Annotated in this window: 10 protein-coding genes; 5 read left to right on the top strand and 5 right to left on the bottom strand. The window is 65.1% G+C overall.

Annotation, left to right across the window (positions count from 1 at the left end; translation table 11 throughout):
• The first annotated feature begins 55 nt into the window (after positions 1-55).
• Complete coding sequence (locus RBB18_RS05575; RefSeq protein WP_306110798.1) at positions 56-1,009, top strand: TAXI family TRAP transporter solute-binding subunit; 954 nt, start codon at positions 56-58, stop codon at positions 1,007-1,009.
• A gap of 10 nt (positions 1,010-1,019) precedes the next feature.
• Positions 1,020-2,807: a TRAP transporter permease gene (locus RBB18_RS05570; RefSeq protein ID WP_371931599.1), complete on the top strand. Its 1,788-nt coding sequence runs from the start codon at positions 1,020-1,022 to the stop codon at positions 2,805-2,807.
• A 178-nt stretch (positions 2,808-2,985) separates the two neighbouring features.
• Here the strand turns inward: RBB18_RS05570 and grxD are convergent, their stop codons facing one another.
• From grxD to purL, 4 genes are all read right to left on the bottom strand, one after another.
• Entirely contained in the window at positions 2,986-3,348 is a 363-nt protein-coding gene (gene grxD / locus RBB18_RS05565) for a Grx4 family monothiol glutaredoxin (protein WP_103764230.1), read from the bottom strand.
• Positions 3,345-3,581, bottom strand: a complete 237-nt coding sequence (locus tag RBB18_RS05560) for a hypothetical protein (RefSeq protein WP_306110796.1) — start codon at positions 3,579-3,581, stop codon at positions 3,345-3,347. Before RBB18_RS05560 ends, grxD begins: the two co-directional genes overlap by 4 nt.
• 4 nt (positions 3,582-3,585) lie before the next feature.
• Complete coding sequence (locus tag RBB18_RS05555) at positions 3,586-3,828, bottom strand: BolA/IbaG family iron-sulfur metabolism protein (RefSeq protein WP_057793905.1); 243 nt, start codon at positions 3,826-3,828, stop codon at positions 3,586-3,588.
• A gap of 160 nt (positions 3,829-3,988) precedes the next feature.
• A complete protein-coding gene (purL, locus tag RBB18_RS05550) occupies positions 3,989-6,154 on the bottom strand; it encodes a phosphoribosylformylglycinamidine synthase subunit PurL (RefSeq protein ID WP_306110795.1) in 2,166 nt (721 codons plus the stop codon).
• A gap of 146 nt (positions 6,155-6,300) precedes the next feature.
• Between purL and RBB18_RS05545 the strand changes: the two genes are divergently transcribed.
• Positions 6,301-7,332, top strand: a complete 1,032-nt coding sequence (locus RBB18_RS05545; RefSeq protein ID WP_306110794.1) for a pyridoxal-phosphate dependent enzyme — start codon at positions 6,301-6,303, stop codon at positions 7,330-7,332.
• Positions 7,329-8,459, top strand: coding sequence for a Xaa-Pro peptidase family protein (locus RBB18_RS05540; protein WP_306110793.1), 1,131 nt, complete (start codon positions 7,329-7,331; stop codon positions 8,457-8,459). The genes RBB18_RS05545 and RBB18_RS05540 overlap by 4 nt, the downstream gene beginning before the upstream one ends.
• Positions 8,460-8,953: 494 nt before the next feature.
• Here the strand turns inward: RBB18_RS05540 and RBB18_RS05535 are convergent, their stop codons facing one another.
• Complete coding sequence (locus RBB18_RS05535; RefSeq protein ID WP_306110792.1) at positions 8,954-9,847, bottom strand: LysR family transcriptional regulator; 894 nt, start codon at positions 9,845-9,847, stop codon at positions 8,954-8,956.
• A gap of 178 nt (positions 9,848-10,025) precedes the next feature.
• On the opposite strand from RBB18_RS05535, the gene RBB18_RS05530 reads away from it, so the two are divergent.
• Positions 10,026-13,445, top strand: a complete 3,420-nt coding sequence (locus tag RBB18_RS05530; RefSeq protein WP_306110791.1) for an indolepyruvate ferredoxin oxidoreductase family protein — start codon at positions 10,026-10,028, stop codon at positions 13,443-13,445.
• The last annotated feature ends 83 nt before the right edge of the window (positions 13,446-13,528 follow it).

Raw genomic sequence — 13,528 nt, 5'->3', positions numbered from 1 at the left:
TTGACCCTGCCCGGGGCGCATGTCTTGATGCGCCTCGAACACTTGGGAGGATACCATGAAATTCCACCGTATGACCGCCGCCGTTCTGGCGGGATCGATGCTCGCGTTTCCGGCGGCCGCCGAGACGCGCGTGACCTATAAATCCGCCAAGACGGCCTCGTCCTATTACCAGATGGGGGTGCAGATCGCCGAAGCCATGCAAGAGGCTTCGGACGGCGAAATCAGCGTGACGGTCGAGGAAAGCCAGGGGTCGGTCCAGAACGTGATGGAAGTTCGGGCGCGGGGGGCTGACTACGTCTTCACCACGCCCCCGGTGCTGGTCAGCCTGGCAGAGGGTGGCAAGGCGATGTTCGAGGGCAAGGGCGACCCGGCCTTTGACGAGATCCGCGCGCTGTTTCCGATTCCGTCGCTGACCATGCATTTCGTCATGTCCGAGGAGAGCGGGGCCACGACGCTGGACGATCTGGAAGGCAAGACGATCCTGTTGGGCAAGGGCAGCTTTGGCGCGACTGAGGGCGAGAAGTATCTCGATCTCTTCGGGCTGGCCGACAAGGTCGAGATCGCGGACGTGGAGTTGTCGAACGCGGTGCCGGCGATGCAGAACGGCCAGATCGATGGGTTCGTGACCGCAGGCTCGTGGCCCGCGCCGAACGTGGTGGAGGCCGCGGCCTCGACCGGCGTGACGGTGCTGTCGCTGAGCGATGAACAGATCGCCGAGACCAAGCGCACAAGGCTGGTCATCCCCGCGGGCACCTATGCGGGGCAGGATGAGGAGATCGTGACGACCTCGCTGCCGGTGGCGGCCTACACGACCACCCAGATGGATGACGAGACCGCCTATCAGCTGACCAAGACCTATTGGGAGAACAAGGCCAGGCTTGCGGAATCCTCGGCATGGTGGAACGGCGTGGACGAAGGCCTGATGGAGAACATCACCGGCCAGATCCACCCCGGAGCCGTGCGGTATTACGAAGAGGCAGGCATGACCCTGACCGACGCGCAGAAGTGACCACGTGAGCCTGACGACCCCCGATCCCGCCGCGCAGGCCGGTCCTGCGCGGTTTTTCTGGCTTGGCCTGGCGCTGGCGTCGGTGGTGTTTCACATCGGGCTGGTGTTCTGGGGGCTGGTCCCGAACCTTGTGAGCCGGCCGATGCACCTGGTCTTCGTGCTGCCCTGGGTGCTGATCTGGGGGCAGGTGGGGCTGACACGCCAGAGCGGGTACGTGCTGGCGGCGCTTGGCGTGGGCGCGGCGCTTTGGGTCGTGGTCAACCGTGACATCCTGGGGGACCAGTACGGATTTCTCGAAGGACGGGGGCAGGTGGCCATGGCCGCCGTGCTGATCCTCGTGGTGCTGGAAGCGGCGCGGCGGGCGATTGGCTGGCCTCTGCCATTGGTGGCGGCCATCGCCCTGATGTACGGGCTTTTGGGGCAATACATTCCGGGGCGTTTCGGCCATTCGGGCACGCCGATCGAGAGCTTTCTCGGGACGCTGACGATTGCCGAAGGCGCGCTTTGGGGATCGCTGACGCAGGTGTCGGTGAACGTGGTGGCGATCTTTGTCATCTTCGGCGCGGTGCTGAACGCGGGCGAGGCGGGGCAGGGCTTCATGAACGTGGCCGCTGCTGCTGCCGGGCGTCTGAGAGGGGGCGCGGCGAAGGTGTCGGTGCTGAGCTCGGCGCTCTTCGGGTCGATCTCGGGTTCGGCCTCGGCCAACGTGGCTTCGACCGGGGCGGTGACGTTGCCCGCGATGGAGAAGCTGGGATACCCCAAGCGGATCGCAGGCGCGGTGGAGGCGGTGGCCTCGTCCGGCGGGCAGATCATGCCGCCGCTGATGGGGGCGGGGGCCTTCGTCATGGTCGAACTGACGGGGGTGCCCTATACCGGCATCATGGCTGCTGCGGCGCTTCCGGCGCTCTTGTATTTCTGGGCCGTCTGGGTCGGGATCGACGGCTATGCGGCGCGGTTCGACTTGCGGGGACTTTCGGATGCGGACTGGCCCGCGCGGCGCGATGTGCTTGTAACATCGGGATTTTTCCTGGTGCCGTTCCTGATCCTGCTGTGGGGTATGTTCGTGATAGGGGTCACGCCGCAATATGCCGCGTGCCTGTCGATCTTTGCCGGGGCGGCACTGCTGCTCTTGGGGTCGGACCTGCGGGTGAACCTGCCGCGGGCGCTGGCGCGGGCCGAGACGGCGGTGATGACGGCGGCGCGGCAGGTGGCGCTGATCGGATCGATCATCTTTTGCGCCTCATTGGTCATAGGCGTGCTGGGCGTCACGGGGCTGGGGGTCAAGATCACGTCGCTGATCCTGTCGGCCTCGGGCGGGATGCTGTGGCCGTCACTGCTGCTGACCGCCTTTGCCTGCTTGATCCTGGGCATGGAGGTGCCGACAACGGCGGCCTACGTGATCTGCGTCTCGGTCGCGGGGCCGGCGCTGATCGAACTGGGGATGGAGCCACTTCAGGCGCATCTTTTCGTTTTCTGGTACGCCCTTCTGTCGACCATCACGCCGCCTGTTTGCGGCGCGGTTTTCATCGCGGCGGGCATGATCGGCGAGAACTGGCTGCGGGTCGCGCTCACGGCGATGACGCTGGGCGTGGGGCTGTACCTGATCCCGTTGGGGATGGTGGCAAATCCCGATATCACGGCGCTGGCCGAGACGCCCGGATGGGCGGTTCTGGCGATGGTCAAGGTGGGCGTGGGGCTGGCGCTGGTCAGCCTGTCGCTGGTTCTGAGGAAAGGCTGGCCGTTGCGGGGGGCGGCGTTTGCAGCAGGGTTGTTTTTGATCCTGTGGCCGATGTCTTAACGGCGAATCGGGGGCGAAAATCCACGTCGGTATCGCGTCGGTATCCGGGTGGTATCGCGACGGTGCCGTTGTCCGAAGGGCCGGAATGAACAGACCGTGCGCCGTTAAGCATTCGCAAAGAAAAACGCGACCCCCGAGCGGGGACCGCGCCTTGGATTAACTGGATCGAAAGACCCGCTCAGGCGTTGGCTTCGCGGATCTTCTCGGCGGCGTCCTTGTCATAGGTGACGCCGTTTTGCTCGAACAGCGTGTCGAGTTCGCCAGAGAGCGTCATCTCGGTAATGATGTCGCAGCCGCCGACGAATTCGCCCTTCACGTAGAGTTGCGGGATGGTGGGCCAGTCGGAATAGTCCTTGATGCCCTGACGGATGCCATCATCCGACAGCACGTTCACATCCATGAACTCGACGCCCATGTAGTTCAGAACGCCGGCCACGCGGGACGAGAACCCGCATTGCGGCATGGTCTTGGTGCCCTTCATGTAAAGCACCACGTCGTTGGCTTTGTTCGTTTCTTCGATTTGCGTCTTGGGATCGCTCATTTCTTGGTGTCCTTCGGTGCAAAGATTTTGGCGTAGGCTTGTGGATCGCGGGGGATTTCCCAGCGCCGGACGTTGCCGCCGCCCATTCCGGATTGGTAGTCGGAATCCAGGACGTGCATTCCTTCACCCGGTTCGCTGCCACGCTTGCCGGGGGATTTGCGCTGGCCCACGATGGCGACCGCGGCGATGGCGGCGAAAACCAGGGCCAGGAGGATGATCAGCGTCCAGCTCATGGGCCTAGTCCGGGGCCTTGGTGGTCAGGGCCAGGGCGTGCAGGTCGCCCGAGGGGCCGTCCATCTTGCCCTTGAGCGCGGCATAGACGGCCCGCTGCTGCTGGACACGGTTCTTGCCCCGGAAGCTTTCGTCGATGACCTCGGCCGCGTAGTGGTTCCCGTCGCCGGCCAGATCGGTGATGGTGATCTTTGCGTCTGGGAAGGTCTCGCGGATCAGGTCCTCGATTTCCTGGACTTGCATGGGCATGTGCGCGTCTCCTTGGTGTCTGTCCCTGATGTAGAGACGGTGGGGGCCGAGTGCAAGCGACAGGCGAGGTTTCGGGCGATGTCGTCCGTGGCGGGGCAGGCCGGGATTTCGCCCCGGCATTGGCGCGGCAAGGCGGGGTGAAACCCCGCCCTGCGGGGTGTCAGGCGAAGGTGTCGCCGAAGGCGCCACGATAGATCGTGGCCAGCTCGTCCAGCGGGGCGCTGGAGCGGCCCATTTGCACGTCGCTGCCGGTGAAGCGGCCTACGGACTGTATCGGCACGCCGGCCTGGCCTGCGGCAATCATCAGCGCCTCGGCCTGGTCGAAGTTGCAGGCCACGAGGTAGCGGGCCTGGTCTTCGCCGAAGAGCGTCGCGGTCTCGTCGCTGTCGAGGCAGATTCCGACGCCGGCGGCCTCGGCCATCTCGAAGGCGGCGAGCGCGAGGCCGCCATCGGAAAGGTCGGTGCAGGCCTTGATGTATTCGGCATTGGCGCGGATGAAGTCGCCGTTGCGCTTCTCGGCATCGAGATCGACGGGCGGTGCATCGCCTTCAACGCGGTTATAGACCTCGGCCAGAAGCGCCGACTGGCCCAGGTGGCCGGTGGTTTCGCCCACCAGAAGGGCCACGTGGCCGTCGCGGGCATGCCCGGTGATGGCGGTTTCGGGGTCCTTGATCAGGCCCACGGCGCCGATGGTGGGAGTGGGCAGGATGGCGCTGCCATCGGTCTCGTTGTAGAGCGAGACGTTGCCCGACACGATCGGCATGTCGAGCGCCGCGACGGCCGCGCCGATGCCCTTGATGGCCATGACGAACTGGCCCATGATCGCGGGCTTTTCCGGGTTGCCGAAGTTGAGGTTGTCGGTCGTGGCAAGCGGCACGGCGCCAAGGGCGGTTAGGTTGCGATAGGCCTCGGCCACCGCCTGTTTGCCGCCCTCGAAGGGGTTCGCCTTGACGTAGCGGGGGGTGACGTCGGAGGTGAAGGCGAGGTGCTTGTCGGTGCCGTGCACGCGGATGAGACCCGCCCCCTGACCGGGTGTGCGGGCGCTGTCGGCCATGACCATTGTGTCGTATTGCTCGTACACCCACTGCCGACCGCAGTAGTTGACCGAACCGATGAGGGCCTTCAGCCCGTCGATGGGATCGACATTGGGCACGTTCGCATCGTCGAGCGCCTCGGGCGTTTCAGGCTCTTCCCATGGGCGGTCGTATTCCGGCGCGCTGCCCGACAGGGTGGCGAGCGGCAGGTCGGCCATGACCTCGCCCTTGTGCATAATGAGGAAGCGGTCCTCGGCAATGGTCTCGCCGACGATGGCGAAGTCGAGGTCCCATTTCTCGAACACGGCGCGGGCTTCCGCCTCTTTCTCGGGGCGCAGGACCATGAGCATGCGTTCCTGGGATTCGGACAGCATCATCTCGTAGGCGGTCATGTTCGCCTCGCGCTGTGGCACGGCGTCGAGGTTGAGTTTGACGCCGAGGCCGCCCTTGTCACCCATTTCCACGGCGGAACAGGTGAGGCCGGCCGCGCCCATGTCCTGGATCGAGATGACGGCGCCGGTGGCCATCAGTTCCAGCGTGGCCTCCATCAGGCGTTTCTCGGTGAAGGGGTCGCCGACCTGAACGGTGGGGCGCTTTTCCTCGATGGTCTCGTCGAATTCGGCGGAGGCCATGGTGGCGCCGCCGACGCCGTCGCGGCCGGTCTTGGCGCCGAGGTACACGACGGGCATGCCGATGCCGGAGGCGGCCGAGTAGAAAATCTTGTCGGCATCCGCGAGGCCCGCCGCGAAGGCGTTGACGAGGCAGTTGCCGTTATAGGCCGGATCGAACCGCACCTCGCCGCCCGCGCAGGGCACGCCGAAGCAGTTGCCGTAGCCGCCGATGCCCTCGACCACGCCATGCACCAGCTGGCGGGTCTTGGGGTGGGCGACCTCGCCGAAGGAAAGCGAGTTCATCGAGGCGATGGGACGCGCGCCCATGGTGAAGACGTCGCGCAGGATGCCGCCCACGCCGGTGGCCGCGCCCTGGTAGGGCTCGATATAGGAGGGGTGGTTGTGGCTCTCCATCTTGAAGACCACGGCCTGGCCGTCGCCGATATCCACCACGCCCGCATTCTCGCCCGGGCCGCAGATCACTTGCGGGCCGTCGGTGGGCAGGGTGCGCAGCCATTTCTTGGAGGACTTGTAGGAGCAATGCTCGTTCCACATGGCCGAGAAGATGCCGAGTTCGGTGAAGCTCGGTTCGCGGCCGATGATTTCGAGGATGCGGGCGTACTCGTCGGGCTTGAGCCCGTGGGCCGCGATCAGTTCGGACGTGATGGCCGGTTCCTGCATGTGAAACATGTCCCCCAAGGTGCGGTGCAGATGGCGCCCCTATTAGGACATGAACGCAGCGGGGGGAAGGGGGTGCGGCGCGGTGCGTGCCATGGGCCTTGACGGATGCCGCGCGATGCCGTCGGGTTGTGCGAAAAGGAGTTGCCATGAAGACGATCGAGAACCCGTGGCGCGGGCAGGGGCTGGTGGACGGGGTCCTGGCCGAGAACTCCGGCCCCAGCGTGGACGCCGCCGCGCCCTTGCGGCTGTTGTCCGAGTGCCCGGCGCATGGCGAGACGCCGCTGGAGCGGCGCGAGGCGTGGGGTACGACGCTTTTCGTCAAGGACGAGCGCGGGCGCATGGGGCTGGGCAGCTTCAAGGCACTTGGGGCGGCTTATGTGATTGCGCATGAGGCCGCCGCGACGGGGGCGGAGGACATGGCGAGGGCGCTGGCGGAGCGGACCTATGTCACCGCGAGCGCGGGCAATCACGGGATGTCGGTGGCGGCGGGGGCGAAGGTCTTTGGCGCGAAGGCCGTGGTCTATATCGCCGAGACGGTGCCTGAAAGCTTTGCCGGACGCCTGCGCGACAGGGGCGCCGAGGTGGTGCGGGCCGGGGCAGACTACGAATCCAGCATGAAGGCCGCCGAGCAAGCAGCAACGGACAACGGCTGGACGCTGTTGTCCGATAGCTCCTGGCCCGGGTACGTGGACCTGCCCTGGCGGCTGATGGAAGGTTACCTGGTGATGGCCGAGGAGGCGGTGCGGCAGATGCCGGAGGTGCCCACGTATATTTTCCTGCAAGCGGGCGTCGGCGGGCTGGCGGGGGCCTGCGCAGCGCTTTTCCGGGCGCATTGGGGTGCGGAGCCGCGCATCGTGGTGGTGGAACCCGAGGCCGCCCCGGCGTTGCAGGCGAGTATCGAAGCGGGTCGTCCGGTGGCGACCGAAGGTCCGGTCTCGGCCATGGGGCGTCTGGATTGCAAGGAGCCATCGCTGATCGCGCTGCGTGGTTTGTCGCGGGATGCCGATGCCTTCGTGACCCTCAGTGAGGACGAGGCGGCGGAGGTGCTGCCGGAATTGAAGCTTATGGGGCTGGAGAGCACGGAATCGGGGGCGGCGGGGCTGGCCGCCGCGCGGTTGATGGGCCTTGGACCCGACGCGCGGGTGCTGTGCATCCTGAGTGAGCAAGCCGTCGGATGATCCGGGGGTTCGAGCGGGCGGAGTACGAGACCCGGACCGCGCGGGCGCAGGTGCTGATGGACCGTGCGGGGCTGGGCGCGCTCTTGCTGACGACCGAGGCGGATGTGCGTTATTTCACCGGCTTTCTGACGCGGTTCTGGGAAAGCCCGAGCCGCCCGTGGTTCCTGGTGGTGCCGCGCGAAGGTCCGCCGGTGGCGGTGATCCCGTCGATCGGGGCGGCGCTGATGGGGCGCACGTGGGTCGAGGATATCCGAACGTGGTCGGCCCCCAACCCCGACGATGACGGTGTGAGCCTGCTGGCCGCAACGCTGCGCGAGGTGGGCGGCCCGGTGGGCGTGCCAATGGGGTACGAGACGCATTTGAGGATGCCTTTGCACGACTTCGAGCGGGTGAAAGACTTGGCCGGTCTGGCGTTCACCAAAGATGCGGGACTCGTGGCGCGACTGCGGGCTGTGAAATCCCCCTCCGAGATCGCCAAGATTGAAACCGCCTGTTCCATTGCCGGTCGGACCTTTGCCCGGGTACCCGTGATCGCGGGGGAAGGCCGCCCGCTGGCGCAGGTCTTTCGCGATTTTCAGCGCCTCTTGTTGGAGGAAGGCGCGGACTGGGTGCCTTACCTTGCCGGGGGCGCCGCGCAGGGCGGGTACGCGGACGTGATCTCGCCCGCGCCCGAGACGCCGCTCTGTGCAGGCGACGTGCTGATGCTGGACACGGGCGCGGTATGGGACGGGTATTTCTGCGATTTCGACCGCAATTTCGCCGTGGGACATGTGGGTGAAGGCGTGGCAGAGGCGCATGAACGGCTTGTCGCGGCCACGGCAGCGGCGATGGAGATCGCCCGGCCCGGCGCGCGCGCCAGCGACCTGTGGCGGGTCATGTCGGGTATCGTCGGGGCGGGCGAGACGGCGGGACGGCTGGGGCACGGCCTGGGGATGCAGCTGACCGAGGGGCTGTCGCTGACGGCGCAGGACCAAACCGTGCTGGAACCCGGCATGGTGATCACGCTGGAGCCCGGGATCGACCGGCCCGGCGGGCTGTGCATGGTGCATGAGGAGGTGATCGTCATCACCGAAGGCGGGCCGAAGGCGCTGTCGCCGCTGGCAGGGGGTGATATTGCGGTGATTTAGGGGAGGAAGGGACCGGGATCGTGGGGATCCGTCGTAGACGCTCCACAACCGGGTGCCGAGCCGCGCCATCGACGGGCCGTGCTGCGTCGATCCAAGGCCGGAGCAGGTGCGCTTTATTCCCAAGTTGCCGCAAAAGGAACGAGCGGTGCACTCACTTCAACGACTCGATGTGCCGTGGGGGCGGCCCGTCGATGGCGCGGCGGAGCAGCTGGCTGCGTCTTGATCCCGCGCCAGGGAGCGAAGGGTCAGCAGCTGCTGCAACCTGATTTCATCATGCGTCAGCCATCCCGACAGGCCAAAAAAAAGGCCGAGCAATAAGCTCGGCCAAAGTCCAACAGGGAGGTATGAAGTGATCGGGTTGATCACCGTCATGACCGCGAATTAGTACCCGTTTTCCGAGCGTTCAAGGGTAATCAGGTCGCAGGAGGCGAAAACCTGCTATGCTGTTGCCGCATAGCTGCATCGGCGGTTGTCCGAGAAATGGGCGTAATGCCTTATTTTGCGACGTTTTTGCGATAGACCACGATCTCTTCCTGGACGAAGTCGCGGAATGCCTTGATGCGTTGCGACTGGCGCAATTCCTCGGGGTAGGCGAGGAAGACCGGCACGTCCGATGACTGGACCTCCGGCAGGACGCGCACGATCTGGTCGAAATCCTGGCCGAGGTAGTCGGGCAGCACGCCGATTCCCAAATTGTTGAGCACGCCCTGCAACACGCCGTAATAGTTGTTCACCGTCAGCAGCGAGGGGATGTCGTAGGTCATCAGCTCGCTGACCAGCGTCGCGCCAGCGCCGACCTGGGCCGAGCGGGGGTTCTGGCAGATGATGCGGTGCTGGCTGAGGTCTTCCATCCGTTCCGGCGTGCCGCGCTCGTCGAGGTACTTCTGGGTCGCGAACAGGCACATGTTGATCATCATCAGGCGCTTGCGAATGAGGTCGGCCTGGCTAGGTTCCTTCATGCGGATCGCCACGTCAGCCTCGCGCATGGGCAGGTCGAGCACGCGTTCCTCGAGCATCAGGTCGATGTTGAGGTCGGGGTAGGTGGCGAAGAGCTTGGGCAGGCGCGGGGCCAGCCAGAGCGTGCCGAAGCCGATGGTGGTGGTCACGCGCAACTCGCCGAACACCTCCTCCTCGCTGTCGCGGATGCGGGCGGTGGCGGCGTCCAGGCGCTTGACCATGGCGCGGGTGGCATCGAACAGAAGCTCGCCCTGCTCGGTCAGGATCAGGCCGCGGGCGTGGCGATGGAAAAGTGTGGCGTTGAGTGATTCTTCGAGTGCGCGAATCTGCCTCGAGACGGCCGATTGCGACAGGTGAAGCTGGTCGCCGGCATGTGTGAGGCTGCCGGCATCGGCCACAGCGTGAAATATTCTCAGTTTGTCCCAATCCATTTCGCAACTTTCAATGCAATCCAATCCCGCAGGCGCAATAGCAGAAAAACATCTGCGGTTCACAGCCGATAGCGTGGAAAAAACGTGAAACTTTGTGTTAGGTCACATATTATGACCTAAAATACGCCTATATACCTAGCAATTGCGCGGGATCGCGCAAGCGCCTCGGGAGGACGACATGAGCGATCAGAAGATTTCCCTGAACGACCGGCTGGATTTGACCAAATCGCAGATTCTGCTGAACGGCACGCAGGCGCTAGTACGGCTGATGCTGATGCAGGCCGCACGGGACCGGGCCGAGGGGCACAATACCGCGGGCTACGTGACGGGCTATCGCGGCTCGCCCCTGGGCGCGGTGGACATGCAGATGGCGCGTGCCGAAAAGGTGCTGGCCGAGTCGAACGTGACCTTTCAGCCGGGGCTGAACGAGGACCTGGCGGCCACGGCCCTGTGGGGCACGCAACAGGCGCAGCTGCGCGGCGAGGGCAAGCACGACGGCGTCTTCGGCCTGTGGTACGGCAAGGGGCCGGGGGTGGACCGCTCGGGCGACGTGATGCGCCATGCCAACATGGCCGGGACCGCGCCGCTGGGCGGCGTGCTGATGGCGATGGGGGATGACCATACCGGGGAGAGCTCCACGGTTTGTCACCAGTCGGATTGGGCGCTGGTGGATGCCTATATGCCGGTGCTGTCACCTGCCGGGGTACAGGAGATCCTGGACTTCGGGCTTTACGGCTTTGCGCTGTCGCGCTTCGCGGGCGTCTGGGCGGGTCTGAAGACGATGAAGGACACGGTGGAAGTGACCAGCGTCGTCGATGGCAGTCTGGACCGGATGAACTTCGTCCTGCCGGAGTTCGACATGCCGGATGGGGGCCTGAGCATCCGGCTTGGGGATCACTGGATCGCGCAGGAAGCGCGGATGATCGACCACAAGAGGTACGCCGCCGAAGCCTTTGCCCACGCGAACAAAATCGACAAGCGGGTGTGGGGTAAACCCGGCGCAAAGATCGGGTTCGTCGCGGCGGGCAAGAACTGGCTGGACCTGACGCATGCGCTGGACATGCTGGGGATCGACGCCGCCGAGGCCGAGCGTCTGGGGCTGACGACCTACAAGGTGGGCCAGACCTTTCCGATGGACATGAAGGGCTTTCACGACTGGGCCGAGGAGTTGGACCTGATCGTGGTGGTCGAGGAAAAACGCAAGCTGATCGAGATCCAGATCAAGGAGGCGATTTTCGACGACCGGCAGGGGCGGCGCGTCTATGGCTGGTACAAGGGCGGCGCGGGCGGCCTGCATTCCGAGGAACTGTTCCCGACGCGCATGGCGCTGGACCCGGTGATGGTGGCCGAGAAGATCGGCACCATCCTGGTGGAGGAAGGCCGCGGCACGGACCGCGTGAAGGCCGGGTTGCAACTAATTGACGAAGCGAAGAAATCGGACAACGCCGAAGAGCTGGCGGCGCGGTTGCCGTATTTCTGCGCGGGGTGTCCGCACAACACCTCGACCAAGGTGCCGGAGGGCGGGCGTGCCTATGCCGGGATCGGATGTCACATCATGGCGCTGTGGATGGACCGCGAGACCAGCGGGTTCACGCATATGGGCGCGGAAGGCGCGAACTGGATCGGCGAGGCGCCGTTTTCCAACCGCGAGCATGTGTTCCAGAACCTTGGCGACGGAACGTATAACCACTCGGGCGTTCTGGCCATTCGCGCGGCGTTGGCTGCGGGTGTGGACATCACGTACAAGATCCTTTACAACGACGCGGTCGCCATGACCGGCGGGCAGACCAACGAGGGCGGTCTGGGGCCGGACCGGATTGCGCGAGAGTTGCAGGCGATGGGCGTGGAGCACATCGCGGTGGTCTATGACGAGAAGGAAGAGCCGGAGAAGGCGCATTTCCCCTCGGGCATCGGCTGGCACGAGCGGGCCGAGATGATGCAGGTGCAGCAGAAGTTTCAGGAAATCAAAGGCGTATCGGCCATTATTTACGTGCAGACCTGCGCTGCCGAGAAGCGCCGCCGCCGCAAGCGCGGCACCTTTCCGGACCCCGACAAGCGGGTCTTCATCAACACCGATATCTGCGAGGGCTGCGGGGATTGCGGGGTGCAGTCGAACTGTGTCGCCATCGTGCCCAAGGAAACCGAACTTGGCCGGAAGCGGGCCATCGACCAGTCGAGCTGTAACAAGGATTTTTCGTGCCTCAAGGGGTTCTGCCCGTCCTTCGTGACGCTGGAAGGGGCGAAGATCCGCAAGGAGGCGTCGGCCGATCTGGACCTGCCGGATCTGCCGGAGCCCGCGCTGCCCAGGATCGACGGCACCTATAACGTGGTGATCACCGGCGTGGGCGGCACGGGCGTGGTGACCATCGGCGCGGTGATGGCGCAGGCGGCGCAGATCGACGGCAAGGGCGCGGGCATGATGGAGATGGCCGGGCTGGCGCAGAAGGGTGGCGCAGTTCATATCCACTGCCGGATTGCCGAGAAGCCAAGCGATATCAGTGCCATCCGGGTTGCCACGGGCGAGGCGGATGCGCTGATCGGCGGCGACCTGGTTGTCAGCGCCGGAGCTAAGACGCTGGGACTGACGCGGAAGGGGCGCACGGGCGGCGTGGTCAACAGCCACGAGATCATGACCGGCGATTTCACCCGCGACACCGAGTTCACGCTGCCGACCGACCAACTGGCGCTGTCGCTGAAGGCGCGGATGCAGGATGACGTGGTGCTGTTCGATGCGAGCGAGCTTGCTCGGGTGGCGATGGGCGACGCGATTTTTTCCAACATGATCATCTTTGGCGCGGCGTGGCAGCGGGGGCTTGTGCCACTCAGCAAGGCGTCCATCGACGCCGCCATTGAACTGAACGGCGCGGCGGTGGAGCGCAACCTGCGGGCCTTCGATATCGGGCGGTGGGCCGCGGAGCACCCGCAAGAGGCGGACCGGATGGTGACGCCGACCGTTGTGGAAAAGCCGAAGTCGCTGGAGGAGAAGATCGCGTTCCGCGCCGATCACCTTGTCGGCTACCAGGGCAAGCGGCTGGCGAAACGGTATCGCAAGCTGGTCGACGGAATAGAGAACGGGACCGTGCGCGAGGCGGTGGCCTTGGGCTATCACAAGCTATTGAGTTACAAGGACGAATACGAGGTCGCGCGGCTGCTGATCCAGAGCCGGAAAAAGGCCGAGGAAGAGTTCGCGGGCGATTTCGACATGACCTTTCACCTGGCCCCGCCGATCCTGAGCAAGACCGGCCCGGACGGGCGGCCGAAGAAGCGGCAGTTCGGGGCGTGGATGGAAAAGCCGATGCGCTTGATGGCGAAGTTCAAGGGCTTGCGCGGCACGCCGCTGGACATCTTCGGCTATAGCGAGGAGAGGCGCATGGAACGCGCGCTGATCCGCGAGTACGAGGCCGACATGGCCGAGGTGCTGCCCAAGCTGGAGGGCAAGACCCAGGACGCCATCGTGGCGCTGGCGGAATTGCCATTGCAGATCCGCGGCTTCGGCCCGGTGAAGATGGCGAACGCGCAAAAGGCGGCCAAGCAGCGCGAGCATCTTTTGCAGGTGATCCGCGACGGGGTGCAGGACGTGGCGCGGGCGGCACAGTAGGGCACTCCCGTGTTTGTTACCTAAAATTCATCGCCCTGTTACGTGGCGGGGCGATGTAGTTGGATGCACGCGAATCGAGACGG

The sequence above is a fragment of the Roseovarius sp. MMSF_3298 genome (genome assembly GCF_030733705.1).
GTDB classification, from domain to species: Bacteria; Pseudomonadota; Alphaproteobacteria; order Rhodobacterales; family Rhodobacteraceae; genus Roseovarius; species Roseovarius confluentis.
The sequence above is the reverse complement of the archived record's forward strand: the minus strand, read 5'-3'. Positions and strand labels throughout refer to the sequence as shown.